Source organism: Pseudomonas brassicacearum (assembly GCF_918698105.1).
In the GTDB taxonomy this organism is placed as follows: domain Bacteria; phylum Pseudomonadota; class Gammaproteobacteria; order Pseudomonadales; family Pseudomonadaceae; genus Aquipseudomonas; species Aquipseudomonas brassicacearum_F.
The window spans coordinates 85,728-110,942 of record NZ_CAKKMI010000002.1; the positions used below are offsets into that span (position 1 = coordinate 85,728).

Here is a 25,215-nt window from a genome sequence, read left to right on the forward strand (position 1 = left end):
GTGGGAGCGAGCTTGCTCGCGAAGGCGTCGGATCAGCAACGTTGATATTGACTGACACACCGCTATCGCGAGCAAGCTCGCTCCCACAATGGGCTTTCCCAATGGGCTTTGGGTTACAGCCGAAAAAAAGCCCCGCGTCCAAATGAGAAGCGGGGCAAAAATTTGGCTGGTTGCGGCCAACCAAAGGAGCTCGGTTGAGACGGGGATCAGTTGCTGGCAACGGTCTCCGGTTTCCAGCCGCCGCCCAGGGCCTTGTAGATCGCGACGATGCCGCGGTACAGGTCCACTTCGGCCTGGGCCTGGGTGTCTTCGGCGGCCAGGCGTTCGCGCTGGGCGTCGAGCAGCACGAGGAAGTCCACGGTGCCTTCGCGGTAGCGAATCTCGGCCAGGTCGGCGGCGGCACGGCTCGATTCACTCTGGCGGATCAGCGAGATCAGCCGTTGTTGGCGCTTGCCGTAGTCACTGAAGGCGTTCTCCGACTCTTCCAGGGCCAGCAACACTTGCTGTTCGTAGGTCGCCAGGGCGCCGTCGGCCTCGGCGTCGGCACCGCGCAAGCGCGCCCGCACGCTGCCCAGGTCGAAAGCCGCCCAGGTAATGCTCGGGCCCAACGCCCAGGCGTTGGCCGCCGAGGAGCCGATCTGCGAGCCGCGTCCAGCCGTGAAGCCCAAGAAACCGCTCAGGCTGACCCGTGGGAACAGATCGGCCTTGGCCACGCCGATGCGCGCCGTAGCAGCGGCCAGTTGGCGTTCGGCACTGAGAATGTCCGGGCGCCGTTGCAGCAGTTCACCCGGGTCGCCGATGGGCAGGGCCTTGGCGATGGCCGGCAACTGTTTCGGGCTCAGGTCCACGCTGAGTTTATCCGGACGCTCGCCCAGCAACGTGGCGATGCGATTGCGTTGGCGCACCTGTTCGGCCTGCAGTTGCGGCACGCTGGCTTCCACCGAGGCCAGGCGCGCATCGGCCCGCACCACATCGAGCTGATCGCCGACACCGGCATCACGCAGGCTTTCGGTGATCTTGCGTGAATCCTGCTGGTTCTTGAGGTTCGCCAGGGCGATCTTTTCCCGCAGTTGCGCGCCGCGCAATTGACCGTAGGCGTCCACCAGTTCGGCGATCATCGTCACCTGCAACTGATAGAGATCGGCTTCGATCGCCTGCTGATTGGCATCGGTGGCTTCCAGGTTGCGCTGGATGCGTCCGAACAGGTCCAGTTCCCAGGCCATGTCCAGGCCCAGGTCGTAACGCTCGGTATTGACCCGGTCGGTGGTTTGCCCCGGGATCTGGCCTTTGCCCAGGTTGCTGCTGGCACGGCTGGTGATGGTCGGCATGGCGTCATTGCTGGCGTCATCGCGAATCGCCCGGGCGGCCCGCAGACGGGCGAAGGCCACGCGCAACTCGCGGTTGCCTTCCAGGGAACGGGTCACCAACGCGTTAAGGGTCGGGTCGTCGAACTGCTGCCACCAGATGCCTTCGAACCGGGCACGGTCGAAATTCTTCTGGCCGGCGGCGCCGTCGGTGGCGGTGGTGATATTCGCCGCCTCCGTTTGCGGGGCCTTGTAGTCCGGGCCTACGGCGCAGGCACTCAAGGCCAATACCAGCAAGCTCGGCACGAACGCTTTCAAACTCATTGTTGCGCCTCCAGTTTCAAAGCCCGGGCCGCCTTGCGGGCCTCGCTGCGCTCGACGAAGTTGCGGATCAGTACATAGAACACAGGGGTCAGCAGCAGGCCGAAGAAGGTCACGCCGAGCATCCCGGAGAACACCGCCACACCCATGGCATGGCGCATTTCCGCACCGGCGCCACTGGAGAACACCAGGGGCACCACGCCCATGATGAAGGCGAAGGAGGTCATCAGGATCGGCCGCAGACGCAGGCGGCACGCTTCGAGGACCGCCGCCAGCGGGTTCATGCCTTCGAGCTGTTTATCCTTGGCGAACTCGACGATCAGAATCGCGTTCTTGCAGGCAAGCCCCACCAGTACGATCAAGCCGATCTGGGTAAAGATGTTGTTGTCGCCGCCGGAGAGAATCACCCCGGTAATCGCCGACAGCAGGGTCATCGGTACGATCAGGATCACCGCCAATGGCAGGCTCCAGCTTTCGTACTGTGCCGCGAGCACCAGGAACGCCAGCAGTACACAGAGCGGGAACACGAACAGCGCGGTGTTGCCCGAGAGGATCTGCTGGTAGGTCAGGTCGGTCCATTCGTACGTCATGCCGTTGGGCAATTCGTCCTTGAGCAGTTTCTCGATGGCCTTTTCAGCCTGGCCGGAGCTGTAGCCCGGGGCGGCGGCACCGTTGATTTCCGCGGTGATGAAGCCGTTGTAGTGCATCACGCGATCGGGTCCCGAGGTGTCGCTGACCTTGATGAAGGTCGCCAGCGGGATCATCTCGCCACGGTTGTTGCGCACCTTGAGCTGGCCGATCTGGTCCGACTCGAGACGGAACTGCTGCTCGGCCTGGACGTTGACTTGGTAGGTACGGCCGAAGCGGTTGAAGTCGTTGGCATACAACGAACCCAGGTAGATCTGCAGGGTGTCGAAGATGTCGCTGACGGCCACGCCGTGGGTCTTGGCTTTTTCACGGTCGATGGCGGCATCGACCTGAGGCACGTTCACGGTGTAGCTGGTGAACAACCCGGCCAGTTCCGGCACGCTGCGGCTCTTGGTGATGATGTTCATGGTTTCTTTGTACAGCTCGTCGTAGCCCAGGTTGCCCCGGTCCTCGATTTGCAGGCGGAAACCACCGATCGTGCCCAGGCCCTGTACCGGCGGCGGCGGGAAGATCGCCATGTAGGCTTCCTGGATCCCGGCGTACTGGCCGTTCAAGGCGCCGGCGATGGCACCGGCCGACATGCTCGGATCCTTGCGCTCGTCGAAAGGCTTGAGGGTCACGAACACGATGCCGGCGTTCGGGCTGTTGGTAAAACCGTTGATCGACAGGCCAGGGAAGGCCACGGCGCTTTCAACGCCCGGTTGCTTGAGGGCCAGGTCCGACATGCGCTTGATCACGTCTTCGGTACGATCCAGGCTCGCGGCATCCGGCAATTGGGCGAAGGCCACCAGGTATTGCTTGTCCTGGCCAGGCACGAAACCGGTCGGGGTGGTGGAGAAACCGAAGAAGGTCAACACCATCAGGCCGGCATAGAGCACCAGGGCAATGCCGCTGCTACGGATCACTCGGGCGACGGTGCCCACGTAACCATGGCTGGCACGCTCGAAGAAGCGGTTGAATGGACGGAACAGCCAGCCGCCGAAAATCTTGTCCAGGAACTTGGAGAAACGGTCCTTGGGCGCGTCATGCCCCTTGAGCAATACGGCAGCCAGGGCCGGCGACAGGGTCAGGGAGTTGATCGCCGAGATCACCGTGGAAATGGCAATGGTCAGGGCGAACTGCTTATAGAACTGCCCAGTCAAGCCACTGATGAACGCTGCCGGAACGAACACCGCGCACAACACCAGGGCGGTGGCGATGATCGGGCCGGTCACTTCGCCCATGGCGCGCTTGGTCGCCTCCACCGGGGTGAGCCCCAGTTCGATGTTTCGCTCGACGTTCTCCACCACTACGATCGCGTCGTCCACCACGATACCGATCGCCAGTACCAGGCCGAACAGCGACAAGGCGTTCAACGAGAAGCCGAACAGGTGCATCACCGCGAATGTACCGATCAGCGAAACCGGCACCGCCACCAATGGAATGATCGAGGCGCGCCAGGTCTGCAGGAACAGGATCACCACCAGCACCACGAGAATCAGTGCTTCGAACAGGGTATGTACCACTGCCTCGATGGAGCCGCGGACGAAGATCGTCGGGTCATAGACGATGCTGTAGTCCATCCCGGCCGGGAAGCCCTTCTTCAACTCTTCCATCTTCTCGCGAACGTCGTTGGAGATCTGGATGGCGTTGGAGCCCGGACGCTGGAAGATCGGGATCGCCACCGCCGGCTGGTTGTCCAGCAGCGAGCGCAGGGCGTATTGGCTGGAACCCAGTTCGACCCGGGCGATGTCTTTCAGTCGCGTGATCTCACCGTTGGCGCCGGAACGAATGATGATGTTCTCGAACTCTTCCTCATTCACCAGGCGCCCTTGGGTGTTGATCGACAGCTGGAAAGCCTGGGCATTGGGCGCTGGCGGCGCACCCAGGGCGCCGGCAGCCACCTGGCGGTTCTGTTCACGGATCGCGGTGACCACATCGGTCGCGGTCAGGTTGCGCGAAGCCGTCTTGTTCGGATCCAGCCAGACTCGCAGGGAGTAGTCACCCATGCCGAACAGTTGCACATCACCCACACCACCCAGGCGCGCCAGCTCATCCTTGATGTTGAGCAGGGCGTAGTTGGACAGGTAGAGCATGTCGTAGCGTTTGTCCGGCGAGGTCAAGTGCACGACCATGGTCAGGTCGGGCGATGCCTTGTCCACCGTGATGCCGATCCGGGTCACTTCTTCCGGCAGCTTGGGCTCGGTCCGGGTGACGCGGTTCTGCACCTGCACCTGGGCGTTGTCCAGGTCGGTGCCCAGGGCGAAGGTGATGGTCAGGGTGATCTTGCCGTCAGCGGTGGATTGCGAGGACATGTACAGCATGTTCTCGACGCCGGTGATGGCTTGCTCCAGGGGCGCAGCCACGGTCTCGCCGATGACCTTGGGGTTGGCGCCCGGGAAGTTGGCGCGCACGACCACGGTCGGCGGCACGACTTCCGGGTATTCGCTGATCGGCAACTGAAACAGCGAAATGGCGCCGGCGATCAGGATCAGCAGCGAAAGCACTGCTGCGAAGATCGGCCGCGAAATGAAGAACTGGGAAAATTTCATCTTGGATTCAGTCCCTTAACCGCGTGGGGTCGCAGCGGCCAACTTGCCTACCGACTCTGACGCGGCCTTGGATGGCGCGACTTGGGGCAGGTTGCTGGCTTCGAGCGCTTTTCGTTGTTGTGCCAGGGCGGCGATGGTTTCTTCACTGGCCATCGGCACGGTTTCAGGCGTGACCGGTGAACCGGGGCGAGCCCGTTGCAGCCCCTTGACGATGATGGTGTCGTCTTTGTTCAGACCGTTACGCACGATGCGCAGGCCTTCGATCTTCGGCCCCAGCTCGACGGCGCGGTAGGCCGGCTTGTTCTCGGCGTCCATCACCAGCACGAATTTCTTGCCCAGGTCGGTGCCCACGGCTTCGTCGTTGATCAGCACGGCGGAGTAGGTGCCGCTGCCCACCAGCTTCAGGCGGGCATACAGGCCTGGGGTGTAGGCCCCGTCCTTGTTGTCGAATACGGCGCGACCGCGGATGGTGCCGGTCTGCGGGTTGACCTGGTTGTCGACGAAGTTCATCTGGCCCAGGTGCGGGTTGCCGTCTTCGTTGGACAGGCCCATGTAGACCGGTGTGGCCTGGCCGCGCTGGCCCTGGCGGGCAAGTTGGGTGTACTTGAGGAAGACGCGTTCATCGGCATCGAAGTAGGCGTAGACCTTGTCGGTGGAGACCACGCTGGTGAGCGGGGTGACGTCGGCAGTTACCAGGTTGCCGGCGGTGATGGCCGCCCGGCTGACGCGCCCGCTGATAGGCGAGGTCACCCGGGTGAAGCTCAGGTTCAGCTTGGCCAGGTCCAGTTGCGCCTGGATCGCCGCAGCGGCAGCGCGGGCTTCTTGGGCGGCGCTGGTGCGCGAGTCGGCCAGCTCGGCGGAAATGGCGTTGCTCAAGCGCAGGCGTTCGCCACGCTGGGCTTCGTTTTCGCTGCGGGTGGCGGTGGCGCGGGCTTGGGCCAGTTGGGCTTCGAGACGACGTACTTCAGCCTGGAACGGGCGTGGGTCGATCTGGAACAACAGGTCGCCTTTCTTGACCAGCGCACCTTCGGTGAAGGCGACTTCGTCGATTTGCCCGGAAACCCGCGGACGGATTTCGACGGTTTCCGGTGCCTCAAGGCGACCGGTGAATTCATCCCATTCGTTGACAGGCTGCTCCAATACCTTGGCCACACTGACTTTGGCCGGCGGCATGGACGCTGCCGTGTCGGGAGCCTTGCCGCAGGCGCTCATCACCAGCACCGCCAGCAGCGCGAGGGGAAAACGCAGTTTTGAAAGTGAATGTTCCATGGATAGCATCCGCCAATGTATTGAGAATGGGCGGATGATGCGTGGCGCAAGGCAGAGGAACGAATCGAATGAAGCAAAGGTAACTATCATTCAGAATGATATAAGCCATCGATAGGGGCTCTAGTTCGGCGATGCTGTCCATTGGATGTTGAGTTTATTGTGGCGAGGGGATTTATCCCCGCTGGGCTGCGCAGCAGACCCCAAAAGATTCAGGGTTGCTTCGCAACCCAACGGGGCGGTGCAACGTTTCGCTAAATCCCCTCGCCACAGCCTACTGCGGCAAATAGATGTCGTGCACTCGCTTGACGGTCCCATCTGCCCGAAGCGCTTCAACCGCTTGGCGCAAGTCCTCGACCATTTTGGGCGAGCATTGCTTGGAGCAGGCCAGGTATAGATCGGCGCTGCTGCCGACCAAGCTCATGAGCAGTTTGCGTTTGGACACCTTCGGCCAGATGTATCGACTCTCCGGCACACCGTTGAACCACGCATCGATGCGCCCCATCAAGAGCATCTGGGCGGGGTTGTCGCCGATGGCCAACGGGTAGATCTGCTCATCGCTGAACCCTTCGGCGCGCAGGATATCTTCCTGGGCACTGCCCAGGCCGACGCCGATCTTGCGGTAGGTTTCCTTCGCTTGGGCAAAGCTGCTCACCCGCCGATCAAGGCTGAAGAAAGCTCGCTCCATGGGCATGATCGAGGCGATCCAGGTGAAGCGATCCTCGCGGGTGGGAATGCGCGAGAGGGGCGCGATCAGGTGGTCATGTTCTTCACTGACGTGTTTCTGTGCCCTGGCCCAGGGGAGTACATGGATTTTCACGGCGTACCCAGCCTTGGTCATGGCCGCCACGGCGACATCGCCAACGATTCCGTGACCCCTGGGGTCGTCGACGAACGTCAGCGGCGGCGCGTCAAGGATATGCAGTTCTATCTCCAGGGATTCACCGCGTGCGTTATTTACGACCAACAGCGGTAACAACAGACAAAGCCTGGCTAGCGCTCTGGTAGGGGCATTCAAGACGCGTTTGCTCAAGCTCATGATCAATACTTCAGGCATTGGAAGTGGCGCGCCATTCAAAGGGGGCGCGGAAATAGCTTCTTGCAGGCCGATGTTTTATGTCATGCGGCGCACCCGAAGCGGGGTTGCCACAGTCGTTTTATCAGGACACGCCAGTCTGTTGCCTTGGCCTGACTGCGTGTACTTGAAGGTATAGATCATCTGGTCGACTAAAACCTTGAGCCTGCGCACTGGTTTTTGTTTCGGTGCAAAGAGGGGGGATTCATACGGGGTTGGCTCGGGCGTGCTCGGCAATCAATTGCACCATTATCCCCGCGGGTTCAGTGAGGCCTTGTCGAGGTCGATGGACGAGCCCGACATCACGGTGGAAGGTGTGCTCTGCGAGGTCGACGGCGCGCACCCCCTCTGGCCATTTGCGGTGGGTCGCGGTTTGCGGCACCAGGGCTACACCGACGCCGTTTCCAACCAGCTTGATGATGGCCTCCAGTTCATCCAGCTCGCTGACTTCATGCAAGGCAAAGTGCATCTTGCGCAGGAAGCGGTCCACCTGCCGGCCACCGAACGACGCCCGGTCATAACGAATGAAGGGTTGGCTGCCAAGCAGTTCGGCCCAGTCTTCTCCGGGAATCTCGCTTGGAACGATCAGTCGATACGGCTCCAGCGCCAGGGTCATCCAGCGCAGATCGCTTTGCAGCGAGAAAGGTGGACGGATGATGGCGGCCATGTCGATTTCGCCGGCATCCACCAGGTTGATCAACTCCATCGACACGCCAGGCAGCACCCGCGTGCGGCACTGCGGGCATTGTTGGTGAAACCTGGCGAGTGCGTCTGGCAGGAAGGAGCGCTGCACCGAAGCGATAGCGCCGATGTTCACCAGGACGCTGGGGGCAAGCCCGGCAGGGCTCGCGCCAAGATTGTCGTAAAGGCGCAACAGTTCTTGGGCTTGCAAGAGTATTTGATGGCCCATCCGATTGAGGTGGGCCGTGCGTCCCTTGCGGTCGAAAATCTCGAAGCCCAGTTCGGCTTCCAGACGCTGGATCTGCGCGCTGACCGCAGCCTGGGTGAGGCCGATTTTATGGCCTGCGGCAGCGAAAGTGCCTTCCCGGGCTACGGCGATAAGGGTCTTGAGTTCTTTGATCATTCACAAATATTAGTTGTGTCACTGAGAGAAATATATTGTTTTTCTTGTTTTGAGCCCGGCCTTACCATGGCCCGGTCCTTACAAAAAAGCAGCAGGAGCCATGATGAGCCTTTCTCCCTTCCACCTCGCAATCCCTGTTTATGACCTTCCAGGCGCTCGAGCCTTTTATGGCGAAGTGTTTGGGTTGCAAGAGGGCCGCTCCAGCGCGCACTGGGTCGATTTCAACTTCTACGGCCATCAGTTGGTGATCCATGAACAGCCGAAGACCGCTTCCCAAGAGAGCGCCCAGAGCAACCAGGTCGATGGGCACGACGTGCCGGTGCCTCACTTCGGCATCATTCTGGGTTGGCAGGAGTGGGAAGCGCTGGCCGAGCGGCTGAAATCCTTTGGTACCGAGTTCGTGATCGAACCCTACATACGTTTCAAAGGACAGGTTGGAGAGCAGGCGACGATGTTTCTGTTCGATCCTTGCGGTAATGCGCTGGAATTCAAGGCGTTCAAGGATATGAGCCAGATTTTCGCTAAATAGAAGGAAGGGGCGTGCCGACAGCTTGATAGTGGCTGGCTTGTGACGCTATTGAGCAATGGTCACAAGTTGTCAACGATCTTCAGGATGCGTAAGCTGCCTCCATGAACCAGCCCTCAATACCTTCGCCCAGCACCCGCGGCCCCGCCGATCACGACATTCGAAACCAGATTGTCGCGGCGGCCAACGAGCATTTCAGTCAATACGGCTACGGCAAGACCACGGTGTCCGACCTGGCCAAGGCCATTGGGTTCTCCAAGGCCTACATCTACAAGTTTTTCGACTCCAAGCAGGCGATTGGCGAGGCTATCTGTAGCCAGTGCCTGGCAGAAATCGTCGCGGCGGTGGAGCAGGCCATCAGTGAAGATGGGCTTTCAGCGACGGAGCGTTTTCGCCGCCTGGTCAAGGCCCTGATCACCACAGGCGTTAACCTGTTTTTCAATGACCGCAAGCTCTATGACATTGCGGCGTTTTCCGCGTCTGAGCAATGGCCCAGTTCGCAAGTCTACAACGCTCGGATCAAGAGCTTCGTGTTGCAAATCGTGCGCGAGGGACGGGAGCTTGGCGAGTTCGAACGCAAGACACCCTTGGACGAAACCGTAGACGCGATCCATCTGGCGCTGCGGCCTTTCGTCAATCCGTTGCTGCTGCAATACAGTCTCGATTATGTCGAGGTTGCCCCCACGCTCACCTGCAACTTGATCTTGCGCAGCCTCATGCCTTGAGCTCTCGCTGAAGATTGCCCCCCAGGCCATTGCAGGCGCCGCCTTTACCCATCCGATTCACCTCTCGCTCCAAAGGCTGCTGGTCGTCTTTATTTATCCAGTTCGTGACCATTGACACAAATAGTCACATGAATAAATATGACGCATCTGCTCTTAGCCTGGAGCGTCGGTATGACGAGCTTTGCCAAACTGCTGCAGCAATTCGATCCAGACGCCCCCTTTGTTTCTCCGCCCAACTGGCAGCAAGGTCGTACCATTTTCGGCGGGCTTTCGGCAGCGTTATCGCTGCAGGCGGTCTTGCGGGAACGTCCGGCGGACTTCCCTCCGTTCAAGTCCGCCCAGGTGTCATTCATCGCCCCGGTAACACAGGCCCAGACGTTCGATGTAAGCGTATTGCGCCAAGGGCGATCAGTCACCTCGGTATCCGTCGACTGCCTATCGGGTGATGACCTTGCGTTGCGCACGATCCTGCTGTTCGCCCAACCCAGGGCAAGCAGGATTACGCATGATTCCTGGGGCCGGCCGTTTGTGGAGGGGCCGTCCCACTACGCCACGCTGGCGCTGGACAGCAAGATTGCTCCGGCTTGCGCCTATAACTTCGAGATGCGTCCTGCGGGCGGTTCGCTGCCGGTGTCCGGTGCCGAAAGTCCTGAATTATTGATGTGGGTACGCCACCTGGATGCCCAGGGCGTGGATCCGGCCGTTGCCCTGATTGCACTGGCTGACAGTTTGCCGCCGGCCGCCATGACCTGTTTCACCGAACCCGCCGCTATCAGCTCCGCGTCCTGGATGATTGACCTGCCGCAGCCAGCCGCTGCCGGCGAATGGTTTCTTGTCAGCTCTTTCAGCCAGCAGGCGCTGGAAGGGTACTCGCTACAGGACATGGAAATATGGGACGAAAGCGGCCGCCGCGTGCTTTGGGCGCGCCAGACGGTGGCGATTTTCACCTAATACAAACAACCCAGGCTGCAACCCCAGAGTTTCAATCCAGAGTCCCAATAATGAAGAAAATAATACTCAAGGCCCCCGTGGGTCTCGTCGTTGCGCTCGCCACTTCTCACGTGCTTGCAAGCGGTTTTGCCCTGAATGAACAGAGCATCAGCGGGATGGGGTCGGGGTTTGCCGGTCGCTCATCCTCGGCCGAGGACGCGAGCACCGTCTTCGGTAACCCCGCGGGCATGTCTCGCCTCAAGTCAGAGCAGGTCAGCCTGGGGGCGGCGACGCTCTTCGCGAAGAATGACATCAGCCAGACCCGCAGTACTTTTGGCGGCCAGGAAGACGGCGACGTCGTGCCCACGACCACTGTGCCCATGGGTTACTACGTCAAGCCCATCGATGAACATTGGGCGTTCGGCGTGGGTTTCTATGTGCCGTTCGGCCTGATTACCGATTACGGCAGCGACTTTGCCGGGCGCTACTACGGCAACAAAAGCGAGGTCACAACGCTCACGTTCCAGCCCACCATCAGCTATGCCTTCAATGACAGGGTTTCGATCGGGTTCGGCCCGACGGTCAACCGTATCAGTGGCGAGATAACCGGCACAGTGCCCAATCCACTGAGCCCGGGTCGCAATGATGGAAAACTCAAAAGCAACGGCGACGATACCGCCCTTGGTTTCAATGCTGGAGTGCTGGTGCAGGCGACGGATCGGACCCGTGTCGGATTGACCTACCATTCCAAGGTCAGCTACCACCTGGATGCCAAGACCAAGGTCAGCAACGGCATCTTCAGTGTGATAGGGCTTAGCGGGCGCAGCTATGATGCTTCACTGGATGTGGACACCCCGGAGTCCGTGGACATCTCGCTAACTCACCAGCTCGACAATGATTGGACCTTGTACGCGGGCAGCACCTGGACACGCTGGAGTCGCTTCAAGGAACTGACCATCGAGAACACGGGCTTGCCACCTTTATTGAGCGGCGCGCTGGGCACCATCACCGAAGAGCAGAATTGGCACGATACGTGGGCTCACGCCATTGGCACGTCGTATCAGTTGAATAACCAGTGGGTGCTGCGTGCAGGCTTCTCGGTCGACCAGTCGCCCGCCAACAACACCAACCGTGGGCCACGTATTCCTACCGGCGACCGAAAAATCATCAGCTTCGGCGCCGGCTGGACGCCAGTGGACAACGTTACGATCGACGTCGCTTATTCCTATCTGTGGGAGGAGAGCGTACGGGTCAACGAAACCTCGCCGACCAGAGGTGCCTACAGCTCCAAGTACAGGAACAGCGCGAGCGGCCTGGGTACCTCCGTCAGCTATCGCTTCTGATCGATCACCGCTCTAAAGGTCGGGGGCACGCGTGCATTGTCTCCCGACCTTCAGAATGCCGTTTCCCAGGATAAAAGCAGCCTTGCTCAGACGCCCATGATGCGTGCCATGAGGCCCTGATGAAACCAGCGCGGGGTGGCCCAGGTCAGGACGGTGATTGCCTTGTTGCCAAGCCCGGGAACGACACTCATGCGTCCGGCTTGAAGCGCTCGGATTCCAGCGCGCACCACAGGCTGGGGTTGCATCATCACGCTTTTCAAAGCCGGTGTGAGCTTTTGCCTGGCACTCTCTGCAAATCCGGTGTCCGACATGCCCGGGCAAAGGGCTGTCACGGCGATGCCATCGCTTTTGAGTTCGCGATGAAGGGCTTCGGAGAAACGAAGCACGTAGGCTTTTGCGGCAGAGTAGACGGCAAAATTCTTTACGCCCTGGAAGGACAGCAAGCTTGCGACCATAAGGATCTGTCCACGTTGGCGGATTCGCATGTCGCTTGCGAAGAGGTGGGTCAGGGCCGTCACACTGGCGATATCCAGGGCGATCATCGCCAGCGATTGGTCCAGGGACTGAGTCAGGAAAGGCCCCTGCAAGCCGTGGCCGGCATTGTTGATGAGCACATCGATCAGGATATTGCGCTCGCTCAGTCGCGCGTGCAGATCGATGATCGCGGGGATCGAGGACAGGTCGACTTGTTCGACGAGCACATCGATGTGGAAACGCTCGCGCAACTGCGCTGACAGCGCCTCGAGTCTATCCAACCTGCGCGCTACCAGGACGAGCGATTTTCCCTGTGCTGCGTATTGCCGGGCAAACTCTTCGCCAAATCCGCTTGAGGCGCCTGTGATGAGCACCCAGGAGCGTTCGTTCGGTTTCATATCGTTGGTCTCTGGTTGTGAGCTGAAGGAGAGGGGTGCCGCAAGTGTTGTGTTATTGGGTCAACTCAGCGAGTCGCCACCGGCTCGGCCTCAGGAGGTTGCCAGCCGCCACCGAGCGCCCTGAATGCAGCAACCGCCGCCCGTGCCGACTCCATGCGCGCATGGGCCCGCGCATCGGAGACTTGCAGCAGCGTCGCGTCGGCATTCAGGACATCGATCAGGCTGGCCGTGCCTTTCTGATAGGCGATGAATGACGATTGGCGGGCCTGCGCCAGCGAGGTTTCGCCCTGGGTGAGGGTGTTCGCCTGGGATTCTCGATTCACCAGCGCGGAGAAGGCATTCTCGACGTCCTCGGTGGCGCGCAGTACGGACTGGCGGTAAGCCGCCAGCGCTTCGGCTTCCTGCCCCTTGGCCTGGTCGATTTGCGCATTGATGCGGCCAAAGTCGAAGAGTCTCCAGCGCAGGCCCAGCGCGCCGGCTGCCTGGCTGGCATCGCCAGTGAACAGGTTGCCGCCGGAAACCGCCGTGGCACTGCCCAGTAATGCACTGAGGGAAAATTTCGGGTAGTACTCAGCGACAGCTTCGCCGATACGCGCATTGGAGGCGGCAAGACGGCGCTCGGCCACGATCAGGTCTGGCCGGCGGCGCAGCAGATCGGCGGGGGTGCCCATGGCTGTTATCTGCGGCGCCAGGGGGATGCTTCGTCCGTTCGCCAGTTGCGTGCGATGGGTACCGGGTGGCGTGCCAAGCATGACATCCAGCGCATTCATGGCGGCATCCAGGCCGGTCTGCAGCACGGGCACCGTCGCCTGAACCTGCGAGAGGCTGCCCTCGACCTGGTGAACCTGATAGCTGGCCGCAAGGCCCTTGCTGTAGAGCAGTTGGACTTTTTCCAACAGATCCTGCTGCGTCTTGACTTGTCGATTGGCGATGTCCAGCCGCGCCTGCAGCCCGCGGGCGGTGATGTAGAGATCGGCCGTCTGCGCGGCAACGACCAGTCGTGTGGCCGCGACGCCAGCCTCGGACGCCTGGTATTGGGCCAATGCGGCCTCGCGTCCACGGCGCAGGCCGCCGAAGAGATCGATTTCCCAGCTGGCACCCAGGTTAAGTTCGTAGGCGTTGCCGTACCGATCGTATCCAGGCGTGGAATTCAGCACTTGGCCAAGGGGTGTTTCCACGGATTGGTACGAGCGCGCGGCCTGGCCGCTGATGGTTCCAGATGGCAATAACGCAGCATTTGCAGCACCCAGGCCTGCCCTTGCCTGGGTGACGCGCGCCGATGCCTGCACCAGGTCCAGGTTCTGCTCAAGGGCCTGGGCAATCAGGTCGCTGAGCACTGGATCAGCAAAGCCTTCCCACCATGCGACGAGGCTGGCCGATGTCGCTGCGGACCTTTGCTCGACAGCCGCCTGGCCCAGGTAACGATGCGCCAGCGCAGCCTCCGGACGCTGGTAGTCCGGTCCGACCGTGCAACCGGTCATCAAGCTGAAGCTCACCAGCAAAGCGGCGGGGTGGAGGGGCGACATTGAGACTCCTGGAGTCATGGATGATTTGTGACCATATTATATTGTGGTCACAACCTGTCAATGAGCACTCAGAGGATTCAGTCCCACGATCACCTCTAAACCAGCAAGTATTGACGTAACAAGTGCTCCATGATGGGTTGTGACGATTGACAGTAATGGTCACTAGATTGAGAATGAGGCTCCTGTCCTATTTGCCCAAAAGGGAACCTATGCTCCGGCTTCGACCTGTCACCTTTGCCGCTTGCTTGTTGCCTCTCGTCCTGACGGCGTGTGGCGACTCATCCACCGCTAAAGATCCGCGCACGCTTGCGCCCTGGGTGCGGGTCTCTGAAGTCCAGGGTTCGTCTGATCTCTCGCGATCTTTTACCGGCGTCGTGGCGGCTCGGGTCCAGAGCGATCTGGGCTTTCGGGTAGCGGGCAAGGTGCTTGAGCGGCTGGTCGATAGCGGACAGGTCGTCAAGCGGGGGCAGCCGTTGATGCGCCTCGACCCCATCGACCTGGGGCTGCAGGCGCGAGCCCAACAAGAGGCGGTCGCAGCCGCTCGGGCCCGGGCCAAGCAGACCGCCGATGACGAGGCACGCTACCGCGACCTGGTCGCCGCAGGCGCTATTTCCGCATCGGGCTACGACCAGATAAAAGCGGCTGCCGACACGGCCAAGGCACAACTCAGCGCCGCGCAAGCGCAGGCTGACGTCGCCCAAAACGCATCGGGTTATGCCGTGCTGCTCGCCGATGCCGACGGCGTTGTGATGGACACGCTCGCCGAGCCTGGGCAAGTCGTCAGCCCCGGGCAGACCGTGGTTCGACTGGCGCGGGCGGGGCAGCGCGAAGCCGTTGTGCAATTGCCCGAAACCTTGCGGCCTGCCGCAGGCGCCACCGCACAGGCGACGCTTTATGGCGTCACCACGGGGGCGGTCACCGCGAAGCTGAGGCTGCTTTCGGATTCGGCTGACCGCGTGACGCGAACCTTCGAGGCGCGGTACGTGCTGGAGGGGGCGCTGGCCAATGCGCCGCTGGGGTCGACCGTCACCCTTCGCATCGCCGAAGACAGTGCGCAACGGCAGGCGCTGCAAGTGCCGATCGCCGCCGTTTTTGACCCGGGCACCGGCACCGGCGTGTGGGTCATAGACGGGGAGCCGGCGAAAGTCACCTGGCGACCTGTGCAGATCCTGGGTTTGAGCGATGACGCTGCGCGAGTTGCCGGCAAGCTCAATGTGGGCGAGCGTATCGTCGGGCTCGGCGCCCATCTGCTGCGCGAAGGTGAGCAAGTGCGGCTGGCTCAACCGGGTGATGTGAAGGTTGCCGGGGGCCGTCCATGAGCCTCAACCTGTCGGCACTCGCCGTTCGCGAGCGCTCCATTACCGTGTTCCTGATCTTCCTGATTGCCGTCGCGGGGACCTTGGCGTTCTTCCAGTTGGGGCGTGCCGAGGACCCGCCGTTCACGGTCAAGCAGTTGACCGTCATTACGGCATGGCCAGGCGCGACCGCCCAGGAGATGCAGGACCAGGTCGCCGAGCCGCTTGAAAAGCGCCTGCAAGAACTGAAGTGGTACGACCGCACGGACACCTACACCCGTCCGGGCCTGGCCTTCACCATGGTGTCGCTGGTCGATCGCACGCCACCTGCGCAAGTGCAGGAGGAGTTCTACCAGGCACGCAAGAAGCTCCAGGACGAAGCACTCAAGTTGCCGGCGGGCGTGATTGGGCCGATGGTCAATGATGAGTTTTCCGATGTGACGTTCGCGCTGTTCGCCCTGAAAGCCAAAGGCGAACCACAGCGCTTGCTGGTGCGCGATGCTGAAGCGTTGCGCCAGCGCCTGTTGCACGTGGCGGGCGTGAAAAAGGTCAACATCATCGGTGAGCAGCCCGAACGCATCTTTGTTTCCTTCTCCCATGACCGGCTGGCCACTTTGGGCGTCTCGCCCCAGGATATTTTCGCCGCGCTGAACAGCCAGAACCTACTCACGCCCGCCGGCTCCATCGAAACCAACGGGCCACAGGTCTTCCTCCGGGTAGACGGTGCCTTCGATAAATTGGCGAAAATCCGTGACACGCCCCTGGCGATTCAAGGTCGCACGCTCAAGCTCTCGGACGTCGCGACCGTCGAGCGTGGTTATGAAGATCCGGCCACCTTCCTGGTGCGCAATAACGGCGAAGAAGCGCTGTTGCTGGGGGTCATAATGCGCGAGGGCTGGAACGGCCTGGACCTGGGCAAGGCCCTGGACGCGGAGACGGCCAAGATCAATGAAGGCATGCCACTGGGCATGACATTGACCAAGGTCACCGATCAAGCCGTGAACATTGACTCGGCCGTCGGTGAGTTCATGGTCAAGTTTTTTGTCGCGCTGCTGGTTGTAATGCTCGTTTGCTTTCTCAGCATGGGCTGGCGTGTCGGCGTTGTGGTCGCAGCCGCCGTACCGTTGACACTGGCGATAGTGTTTGTGGTGATGGCGGCCACCGGCAAGAACTTCGACCGGATCACCCTGGGTTCGCTGATCCTGGCGCTCGGGCTGTTGGTGGACGACGCCATCATCGCGATCGAAATGATGGTGGTGAAAATGGAGGAGGGCTACGACCGGATCAAAGCCTCCGCCTATGCCTGGAGCCATACCGCTGCACCGATGCTGTCCGGCACGCTGGTGACGGCTATCGGATTCATGCCTAACGGCTTCGCCCAGTCGACCGCCGGTGAGTACACCAGCAACATGTTCTGGATCGTCGGCATTGCCCTGATCGCCTCCTGGGTGGTGGCGGTGGCCTTCACCCCTTACCTGGGGGTGAAGCTGTTGCCGGACATCAAGCAGGTCGAGGGCGGTCACGCAGCCATCTACAACACCCGCCACTACAATCGTTTCCGCCAGGTCCTGACCCGCGTCATCGCGCGTAAGTGGTGGGTGGCCGGCACCGTGATCGCGACATTTGTCGTGGCGATTCTCGGCATGGGGCTGGTCAAGAAACAGTTCTTCCCGACCTCCGACCGTCCCGAGGTGATGGTCGAGGTGCAGATGCCCTATGGCACCTCCATCGAGCAGACCAGCGCCGCCACGGCCAAGGTCGAGGCCTGGTTGCAAAAACAGGATGAGGCAAAAATCGTCACGGCCTACATCGGCCAAGGCGCGCCACGCTTCTATCTGGCGATGGCGCCGGAACTGCCCGATCCTTCGTTCGCCAAGATCGTGGTGTTGACCGAGAACCAGGAAGCGCGCGAGACCCTCAAGTTCCGTCTTCGTGAGGCGGCTGCCGAGGGGCTTGCCCCAGAAGCACGGATCCGGGTGACGCAACTGGTGTTCGGTCCGTATTCGCCATTTCCGGTTGCCTACCGGGTGATGGGGCCTGATCCGTCGAAATTGCGCGAGATCGCGGGCCAGGTCCAGGATGTCATGCAGGCGAGCCCGCTGATGCGAACCGTCAATACCGACTGGGGGCCACTGGTGCCGACGTTGCATTTCACCTTGGACCAGGATCGTTTGCAGGCGGTCGGCCTGACGTCAAATGCCGTCGCGCAGCAATTGCAGTTCCTGCTCTCGGGAGTGCCGATCACGGCGGTTCGCGAGGACATCCGTTCGGTGCAGGTGGTCGGTCGTGCTGCCGGTGACATTCGCCTCGATCCGGCCAGGATCGAAGGGTTTACCCTGGTGGGCGCGGCGGGCCAGCGCATTCCGCTGTCCCAGGTGGGCGAAGTCGATGTGCGCATGGAGGATCCGATTCTTCGTCGTCGTGATCGCACCCCGACCATTACCGTGCGTGGCGACATTGCCGAAGGCTTGCAGCCACCGGACGTTTCGAGCGCGATCATAAAGGCACTGCAGCCGGTCATCGAGACGCTGCCGAGCGGCTACCGGATCGAGCAGGCAGGCGCCATCGAGGAGTCGGGCAAGGCCGGCAAGGCGATCGTGCCGCTGGTGCCGATCATGGTGGCCCTGACGCTGCTGATCATCATCGCGCAGGTGCGTTCGATCTCGGCAATGATCATGGTGTTCCTCACTGCACCGCTGGGCCTGATTGGCGTGGTGCCGACCCTGCTCATTTTCCAGCAGCCGTTCGGGATCAACGCCTTGGTCGGCCTGATCGCACTCTCGGGCATCCTGATGCGCAACACACTGATCCTGATCGGGCAGATCCATCACAACAAACAGGAAGGGTTGGACCCGTTCCACGCGGTCATCGAAGCCACGGTACAACGGGCCCGCCCGGTGCTGCTGACGGCGCTGGCAGCGATCCTGGCCTTCATTCCGCTGACGCATTCGGTGTTCTGGGGGACGCTGGCCTACACACTGATCGGCGGCACGTTCGTGGGCACCATCATGACGCTGGTGTTCCTGCCAGCGATGTATTCCATCTGGTTCAGGATACGTCCTGACCCTTCAGCGCACGCTCAGACAGCAACGCAGGTTTAAGCCCGCGCACTTGTGCTTTTTAGTGAACATTGACTGATATGAAGAGGTTCCAATGATGACTTCCCAAGGTCAAAAACGCATCGTCGTCACCGGCGTGGGCATTGTCGGCCCGTTGGGCTGTGGCGTTGAAGAAGTCTGGCAGCGGTTGTTGGCCGGGCGCTCCGGCATTCGCATCCTGTCTGACGATATTACTGAGGGAACGGGCGTGGCCGTGGGCGGCCAGGTGCCTTCGTTGGCGGAGGACGCCATCGCCGGTTACGACCCGGAGCGCATCATCCCGGCCAAGGATCGCAAGAAGATGGACCGCTTCATCGAGTTCGCGCTGGTGGCGGCCGCAGAAGCGTTGCAACAGGCCGCCTGGCAACCGACCGATGCCCATAACCAGGAGCGGACGGCGACCATCATCGCCTCGGGCGTGGGGGGCTTTGGCACGATTGCCGATGCCGTGCGCACCACCGATGCCCGTGGTCCGCGCCGATTGTCACCGTTCACGGCACCGGCCTTTCTGGCGAATATGGCGGCCGGGCAGGTGTCCATCCGGCACGGGTTCAAAGGCCCGCTTGGCGCGCCGGTCACCGCTTGTGCGGCCGGGGTTCAGGCCATTGGCGACGCGGCCAGGCTCATCCGAAGCGGCGAAGCAGATATCGCGATATGCGGCGGTACGGAAGCGGCAATAGACCGCGTGACCCTGGGTTGTTTTGCCGCCGCCCGCGCACTGTCCAGCGGTTTTGCCGAGCGCCCGCAAGAAGCCTCGCGGCCGTTTGATCGTGATCGCGACGGCTTTGTCATGGCCGAGGGCGCCGGGTTGCTGGTGATCGAGTCACTGGAACACGCTCTCGCCCGTGGCGCCAAGCCCCTGGCAGAACTGGTGGGTTATGGCACCAGCGCTGATGCTTATCACCTGACAGCGGGGCCGGAAGACGGCAACGGGGCCCGGCGTGCGATGGAACAGGCGCTGCGCCAAGCCGCTGTCAGTTCAGCCGATGTGCAGCATATCAATGCCCACGCGACGTCTACTCAGGTTGGCGATAACGGCGAGCTGGCGGCGATTCGTTCGGTATTCGGGCGCGGCTCCGATGTGGCGATCACTTCCACCAAATCGGCCACCGGTCATCTTCTGGGGGCGGCTGGTGGTATCGAGGCTATTTTCACGGTGTTGGCGCTTCGGGACCAGATCGTTCCGCCTACCCTGAATCTGGTTCATCCTGACGAGGCCGCTGCGGGGCTTGATCTGGTTGGCCTGAAGGCCAGGAAGATGCCGATTACCCATGCGCTTTCCAATGGGTTTGGGTTTGGTGGGGTTAATGCCAGTGTGTTGTTTCGTCGTTGGGAGGCGTGAGTGTGGGTAGTTGGGTTAGGTGTGTATGTCCGTTGCTGCGGTAACGGCCGAGCTATCCCGGCATCCATGCCGGGATGCCCACTCCACAATGCCTGCGTTCGGCCATCGTGGTTAACGGGGCGCCCGAGATCAACGTCCATCCCGAGGCGGCCTTATAGCCGACCTGGTTCTTGATGGAGACCGCGTTTCCCCTGTGGGAGCGAGCCTGCTCGCGAAAAGGCCGGCAAGCCCGGCATCCATGTGACTGAACCACCGCCATCGCGAGCAGGCTCCCACATTGGGTTTTCAGCAGCCCCGCAATCAATGTTCACCGCAAGTCCCTGTGGGAGCGAGCTTGCTCGCGAAAAGGCCGGCAAGCCCAGCATCCATGTAACTGAACCACCGCCATCGCGAGCAGGCTCGCTCCCACATTGGGCTTTCAGCAGCCCCGCAATCAATGTTCACCGCAAGTCCCTGTGGGAGCGAGCCTGCTCGCGAAAAGGCCGGCAGGCCCAGCATCCATGTGACTGAGCCACCGCCATCGCGAGCAGGCTCGCTCCCACATTGGGTTTTCAGCAGCCCCGCAATCAATGTTCACCGCAAGTCCCTGTGGGAGCGAGCTTGCTCGCGAAAAGGCCGGCAAGCCCGGCATCCATGTGACTGAACCACCGCCATCGCGAGCAGGCTCGCTCCCACACCCCCCTAAAACCCATCCATAAAACCTAGGCCAAAAAGGGCGCTTTCCATTTTTTAGAGAGACGCGGTCCTCTCGGTGACGCCAATTTCAATTTTTCCTTAAGAACTGAAAAAACGTGCCGATACAACGGGGTAGATCCGATTGTGCGGGCGCTTCAGTGCTGTCCCGCCGAAAGATATTCCAGGCGCTCATGCACCTGTGCCCTTGTGATTTTTCAGGTTTGATCAGAATCGGACCTCAGGTAACGAACCATGTCAGCCCACGCCAGGACCGAACTGGAAGGCGCCCTTGCCGTCTGCAAAGGTAGTTTTCTTTCCGTTGGTCTTTTCAGTTTTTTCGTCAACTTGCTGATGCTGGTTCCTTCGTTCTACATGCTGCAGGTGTATGACCGCGCGGTAGGAAGCGCCAGCCTGTCGACGCTGTTGATGCTGACGCTGATCATGTTGCTGTTGATGATCACCATGGGTGGTTTGGAGTGGGTGCGTTCGCGAATCATGGTGCGGATCAGCACTCGCCTGGACACGCTGCTGAGCCAGCGCCTGTTCGACGCCAGTTTCAAGCAGGCGCTCAATACCAGCGGCATGAATGCCACTGCCCAGCCTTTGAGCGATCTGAACGGTTTGCGCCAGTTTCTGACGGGTAATGGCCTGTTTGCCTTTTTCGATGCGCCGTGGATCCCGATCTACCTGGCCGTCATGTTCATGTTTCATTCCTGGTACGGCTGGATGGGGATCGTGAGTGCCGTGTTGCTGGGCGCGCTGGCCTTTGCCAACGAAAAGCTCACCCACTCGCCGCTACAGACTGCCAACCGTGAACAGATGGCGGCCACTGCGTTCACCAACAAGAGCTTGCGCAATGCCGAAGTGGTGCAGTCCATGGGCATGCTTGCCAGCCTGCGCCAGCACTGGAGCGGGCGAACCCACAAGGTCCTCGCGCTGCAAAGCCTGGCCAGTGACCGCGCCGCAACCATGACGTCGGCGTCCAGGACATTCCGGCAGATCGTTCAGTCGCTGGTGCTGGGCCTGGGCGCCTATTTGACGATCAATCACCAGATTTCGTCCGGGCTGATGATTGCTGGCTCGATTTTGCTAGGGCGCGCGTTGGCGCCCATCGATCAGTTGATCGGGGTATGGAAAGGTTTCCTGGGCGCCCGCTCGCAATATGCCCGGCTGCACGAATTGCTGCTCAAGATTGCCGCCGAGCCTGAACGCATGTCGCTACCGGCACCTGAAGGGGCGATTCGCGTCGAGGGTCTTTCGGCCGGTTCCCCGGACGCTCGTAAGCCGATTATTCGCGGCGTGAGCTTTCAGGTGGCCGCGGGCGAGGCAGTGGGCATCATTGGCCCCAGCGGTGCCGGGAAGTCGACCCTGGCCAGGGCGTTGTTGGGCGTCTGGCCAAGCCTGGCCGGCACCGTGCGCCTGGACGGTGCGGACATCAGCCAATGGCGTCGGGAGGAGTTGGGCCCGTACATCGGTTATCTGCCACAGGACATCGAGTTGTTCGAGGGCACGATCAGCCAGAACATTTCCCGCTTCGGCCCGGTGGACGCACCTGCCGTGGTCGCTGCCGCGCGCATGGCGGGTGTGCATGAGCTGGTTCTGCAACTGAGCGATGGCTACGACACTTTGATCGGCGCCAATGGCGGTGGATTGTCCGGCGGCCAGCGGCAACGTGTCGGCCTGGCGCGCGCCTTGTACGGTGAGCCGCGCCTGGTGGTGCTCGATGAACCAAACTCCAACCTGGATGAGGCCGGCGAAAAAATGCTCGCCGAGGCGCTGCAAAAGCTCAAGCAGAGCAGGGCGACGGTGTTTGTCATTACCCATCGACCCGGGGTGTTGGCGCAGGTGGATAAATTGTTGGTGCTCAATCATGGTGAACTAAGCCTGTTTGGGCCGCGGGACCAGGTTCTGGCCCGCTTGCGCGACGCGACACCCACGGCCCGCCAGGCTGGCGCAATTCAACCGTAGGAAGCGGATGAGCGAATTCATGCAAAACAGTCAACACTCATCCACCCCGTTGCTTGTCGATGACACGCCGGTAAGACGCGTCGGCTACCTCATGCTGCTGGTCACCTTTGGCCTGTTCGGTGGCTGGGCTGCGTTGGCCCCGCTCGACAGTTCGGCACTCGCGCCGGGCGTGGTCACGGTCAAAAGCTACCGCAAGACGGTGCAGCACCTTGAAGGCGGCATCGTGCGCGAGCTGCGCGTGCATGACGGTGATCGGGTGAAAGCCGGCGATGTGTTGCTGGTGCTCGACAACACCCAGGCCCGTTCGGAAATGGAAGCCATGCGCAGCCAGTTGATTGCCACGCTCGCACTGCAGGCCCGGTTGGAGGCTGAACGTGACGCACTGCCCGAGCCTCTGGCGCTGCCTACCCTCGATCCCGCAGACCCGCGAGTGCAGGAGGCCCGCGACAGTGAAGCCCGGATCTTCCAGACCCGACGGACCTCGTTGCTGGGCGAAATCGGCTTGCAAGAGAAGACCATCGGACAAATCGAAGAACAGATTCGCGGATTCAAGGCCATCATCGCCAGCAAGCAGGCGCTGGCGGCTTCCTATCAAGAAGAAATAGTCGATTTGCGGGCGCTGCTTGCCGAAGGCTACGTGGACAAACAGCGTCTGCGCGAGCAGGAGCGCAGCCTCTCTCGCCTGCAAACTGAAATAGCTGAAAGCCAGTCCGAGATTGCGCAAGCGCATGTCCATATCGACGAGGCGAGATTGAAGATCCTGCAGTTGAAAAAGACCTTCGCCAGCGAAGTAGCCGGCCTGTTGGGCGATGCACGGACCAAGGTGTACGAACTGCGCGAGCGACTGGCCACTCTGCAGGATCGCGATCAACGGACCGATATCCTCGCACCCGAGTCCGGAATGGTCATCGGCATGACGGTCCATACCCTCGGCGCCGTGGTCAGCCCAGGCACTGCGCTGCTGGACATCGTCCCGGCCAACGAGGAACTGATCGTCGAGGCGCAAGTGTCGCCGATGGACATCGACCGCATCGCATTGGGCAAGCTGGCGGACATTCGCTTCAGCGCGTTCAAGAGCAGCACCACGCCCGTCATCGAAGGGCGGTTGGTGCAGGTTTCCGCCGACCGCCTGATCAACAAGGACACCGGCACGGCTTATTACCTGGCACGCGTGGCGCTGACGGACAAAGGGCGCCAGACGCTGGGCAACCTGACCCTGGTGCCGGGAATGCCGGTCGAAGTGCTGGTCAATACGGGCGCGCGAACGTTGTTGCAGTACTTGATACAGCCGGCGAGCAATGTGTTCGCCCGTTCGTTGATCGAGGACTGAGATGAAGCTCCTGATCACGCTGTGCCTGGCCCTCATCCCGCTGGGAGCGCTCGCTGACGATACGTATGTCGACCTGTGGCAATTGCACCAGGAAGCGCAGGGCGCTGATCCGCGTGTGCTGCGGGCCCAAGCCCTGGTTCGAAGCGGCGAGGGCAAGGAGCGCGCGGCCTTCGGTCAATTGTTGCCGCAGCTCAATGCCAGCGGCAGCGTCAACCGCGGCCGACGCGACGACGACCTGAACCGTACCCAGTACAACGGCAAGCGCATGGCCGTGGTGCTCAATCAGGTGATCTACGATCCGCAGGTCTGGCGCAGTTATCAGAAGTACATTGAATTGACCCGGCAGAGTGGCTACGAGTCGGCCGATACGCAGGTGCAGGCCAGCATTGATTTGTCCGAGCGTTACTTCGCCGTGCTTGCGGCGGAGGACGAGTTGACGCTGGTGCGCAGCGAGCTGCAGGCCACCGAACGTAACCTCAAGCGGGTCAAGGCCTTGTACGCGCGGCAGATGGCGATGGTGACCGACGCACTCGATCTTGAGGCGCGGGTGGATGCGCTCAAGGCTGACGAGATCGAAGCCAGCAACACAGTCCTGGTCAGTCGCGAAGCCATTTCCGAACTGGTAGGGCGCGATGTCAGCGAGCGGTTCAAGCGCATCGGCGACAATCCAGCCTTCAGCCTGCCGGCCCAGGCGCAGGATTACTGGATACAGACGGCGCTCGACAGCAACCCGGCACTGCACGCCCGCGAGCACAGTGTCCGCGCCGCCGAGGCGGCTATCGATGAAAACAAGGCGGGTCATCTTCCTCGGCTGGGCCTGAACCTGACGGCGCAACGCAGTGATATTGGCTATGAAGGCGCCGTGACGCCTCGCTCGGACAACCTCGTCGCCTCCCTGGACTTGCAGGTGCCGCTCTACAGCGGGGGCTCCACCCGTGCACGTGTAGCGAGTTCCGAAAGTGACAAGGAAGCCGCCCAGCAAGAACTGGAAGCCTTGCGTCGCCAGGTCATCAAGGAAACCCGCACGGCTTATCTCGGTATGAGCGCCGAACTCAGCCGGATCAAGGCCACACGGCGTGCGCTGGAATCGGCTGAAAAGTCTCGGGTAGCCACGGAAAAAGCCTTCGGCTACGGCGTCAAGAACGCAGTCGATGTGCTGGACAGCATCAAGGAAGAGTTCCGTGCACGGCGTGATTTCTATCAGTCCCAATACAAATTCGTGACCAGCTTGCTGGTGCTGCATCGCTGGAGCGGAAGATTGGGAGATGGGGATATTCGCCAGGCTAATGAATGGTTGGTTGCACCATCATTGTCGGATTCCGGATGAAAAAAAGCAGTGGCCAAATGATATCAATG

Annotated in this window: 17 protein-coding genes; 10 read left to right on the plus strand and 7 right to left on the minus strand. The window is 61.2% G+C overall.

Annotated features, from left to right (window positions below):
• Window positions 1-206: 206 nt before the first annotated feature.
• The 5 genes from LQ215_RS01480 to LQ215_RS01500 form a co-directional block, all read right to left on the minus strand.
• Window positions 207-1,628 (minus strand): efflux transporter outer membrane subunit, encoded by a 1,422-nt coding sequence (locus tag LQ215_RS01480; protein ID WP_003202299.1) that lies wholly within the window; start codon window positions 1,626-1,628, stop codon window positions 207-209.
• Complete coding sequence (locus LQ215_RS01485; RefSeq protein WP_230147085.1) at window positions 1,625-4,804, minus strand: efflux RND transporter permease subunit; 3,180 nt, start codon at window positions 4,802-4,804, stop codon at window positions 1,625-1,627. The genes LQ215_RS01480 and LQ215_RS01485 overlap by 4 nt, the downstream gene beginning before the upstream one ends.
• A gap of 15 nt (window positions 4,805-4,819) precedes the next feature.
• A complete protein-coding gene (gene mexE / locus LQ215_RS01490) occupies window positions 4,820-6,073 on the minus strand; it encodes a multidrug efflux RND transporter periplasmic adaptor subunit MexE (protein ID WP_230147086.1) in 1,254 nt (417 codons plus the stop codon).
• A gap of 271 nt (window positions 6,074-6,344) precedes the next feature.
• Entirely contained in the window at window positions 6,345-7,109 is a 765-nt protein-coding gene (locus LQ215_RS01495) for a substrate-binding periplasmic protein (RefSeq protein ID WP_230147160.1), read from the minus strand.
• A 241-nt stretch (window positions 7,110-7,350) separates the two neighbouring features.
• Complete coding sequence (locus tag LQ215_RS01500) at window positions 7,351-8,229, minus strand: LysR substrate-binding domain-containing protein (protein ID WP_230147087.1); 879 nt, start codon at window positions 8,227-8,229, stop codon at window positions 7,351-7,353.
• Between the two features lie 103 nt (window positions 8,230-8,332).
• Here LQ215_RS01500 and LQ215_RS01505 point away from each other — a divergent pair, with 103 nt between their 5' ends.
• The 4 genes from LQ215_RS01505 to LQ215_RS01520 all read left to right on the plus strand — a co-directional run bounded on the left by LQ215_RS01505 (window position 8,333) and on the right by LQ215_RS01520 (window position 11,753).
• Window positions 8,333-8,758, plus strand: a complete 426-nt coding sequence (locus LQ215_RS01505; protein ID WP_230147088.1) for a VOC family protein — start codon at window positions 8,333-8,335, stop codon at window positions 8,756-8,758.
• Between the two features lie 101 nt (window positions 8,759-8,859).
• Window positions 8,860-9,480: a TetR/AcrR family transcriptional regulator gene (locus tag LQ215_RS01510; protein ID WP_003202289.1), complete on the plus strand. Its 621-nt coding sequence runs from the start codon at window positions 8,860-8,862 to the stop codon at window positions 9,478-9,480.
• 138 nt (window positions 9,481-9,618) lie between these two features.
• Entirely contained in the window at window positions 9,619-10,431 is an 813-nt protein-coding gene (locus LQ215_RS01515) for a thioesterase family protein (RefSeq protein WP_230147089.1), read from the plus strand.
• A 50-nt stretch (window positions 10,432-10,481) separates the two neighbouring features.
• Entirely contained in the window at window positions 10,482-11,753 is a 1,272-nt protein-coding gene (locus LQ215_RS01520) for an OmpP1/FadL family transporter (RefSeq protein WP_230147090.1), read from the plus strand.
• 86 nt (window positions 11,754-11,839) lie between these two features.
• Here the strand turns inward: LQ215_RS01520 and LQ215_RS01525 are convergent, their stop codons facing one another.
• Together LQ215_RS01525 and LQ215_RS01530 are read right to left on the minus strand one after the other, a co-directional pair.
• A complete protein-coding gene (locus LQ215_RS01525) occupies window positions 11,840-12,625 on the minus strand; it encodes an SDR family NAD(P)-dependent oxidoreductase (protein WP_230147091.1) in 786 nt (261 codons plus the stop codon).
• 65 nt (window positions 12,626-12,690) lie between these two features.
• Window positions 12,691-14,151, minus strand: a complete 1,461-nt coding sequence (locus LQ215_RS01530) for an efflux transporter outer membrane subunit (protein ID WP_230147092.1) — start codon at window positions 14,149-14,151, stop codon at window positions 12,691-12,693.
• A 209-nt stretch (window positions 14,152-14,360) separates the two neighbouring features.
• Here LQ215_RS01530 and LQ215_RS01535 point away from each other — a divergent pair, with 209 nt between their 5' ends.
• The 6 genes from LQ215_RS01535 to LQ215_RS01560 all read left to right on the plus strand — a co-directional run bounded on the left by LQ215_RS01535 (window position 14,361) and on the right by LQ215_RS01560 (window position 25,186).
• On the plus strand, window positions 14,361-15,470 hold the full coding sequence (locus tag LQ215_RS01535) for an efflux RND transporter periplasmic adaptor subunit (protein ID WP_230147093.1): 1,110 nt from the start codon (window positions 14,361-14,363) through the stop codon (window positions 15,468-15,470).
• The gene (locus tag LQ215_RS01540; RefSeq protein WP_230147094.1) at window positions 15,467-18,547 is read left to right on the plus strand and encodes an efflux RND transporter permease subunit; all 3,081 of its coding nucleotides are present in this window, start codon (window positions 15,467-15,469) and stop codon (window positions 18,545-18,547) included. The genes LQ215_RS01535 and LQ215_RS01540 overlap by 4 nt, the downstream gene beginning before the upstream one ends.
• 52 nt (window positions 18,548-18,599) lie before the next feature.
• Window positions 18,600-19,886: a beta-ketoacyl-ACP synthase II gene (gene fabF / locus LQ215_RS01545; RefSeq protein WP_230147095.1), complete on the plus strand. Its 1,287-nt coding sequence runs from the start codon at window positions 18,600-18,602 to the stop codon at window positions 19,884-19,886.
• 927 nt (window positions 19,887-20,813) lie between these two features.
• A complete protein-coding gene (locus tag LQ215_RS01550) occupies window positions 20,814-22,529 on the plus strand; it encodes a type I secretion system permease/ATPase (protein WP_230147096.1) in 1,716 nt (571 codons plus the stop codon).
• A gap of 19 nt (window positions 22,530-22,548) precedes the next feature.
• Window positions 22,549-23,859 carry an HlyD family type I secretion periplasmic adaptor subunit gene (locus LQ215_RS01555; RefSeq protein WP_230147097.1) on the plus strand — a complete coding sequence of 437 codons (1,311 nt, stop codon included), beginning with the start codon at window positions 22,549-22,551 and terminating at the stop codon, window positions 23,857-23,859.
• A 1-nt stretch (window position 23,860) separates the two neighbouring features.
• A complete protein-coding gene (locus LQ215_RS01560; protein ID WP_230147098.1) occupies window positions 23,861-25,186 on the plus strand; it encodes a TolC family protein in 1,326 nt (441 codons plus the stop codon).
• Window positions 25,187-25,215 lie beyond the last annotated feature (29 nt).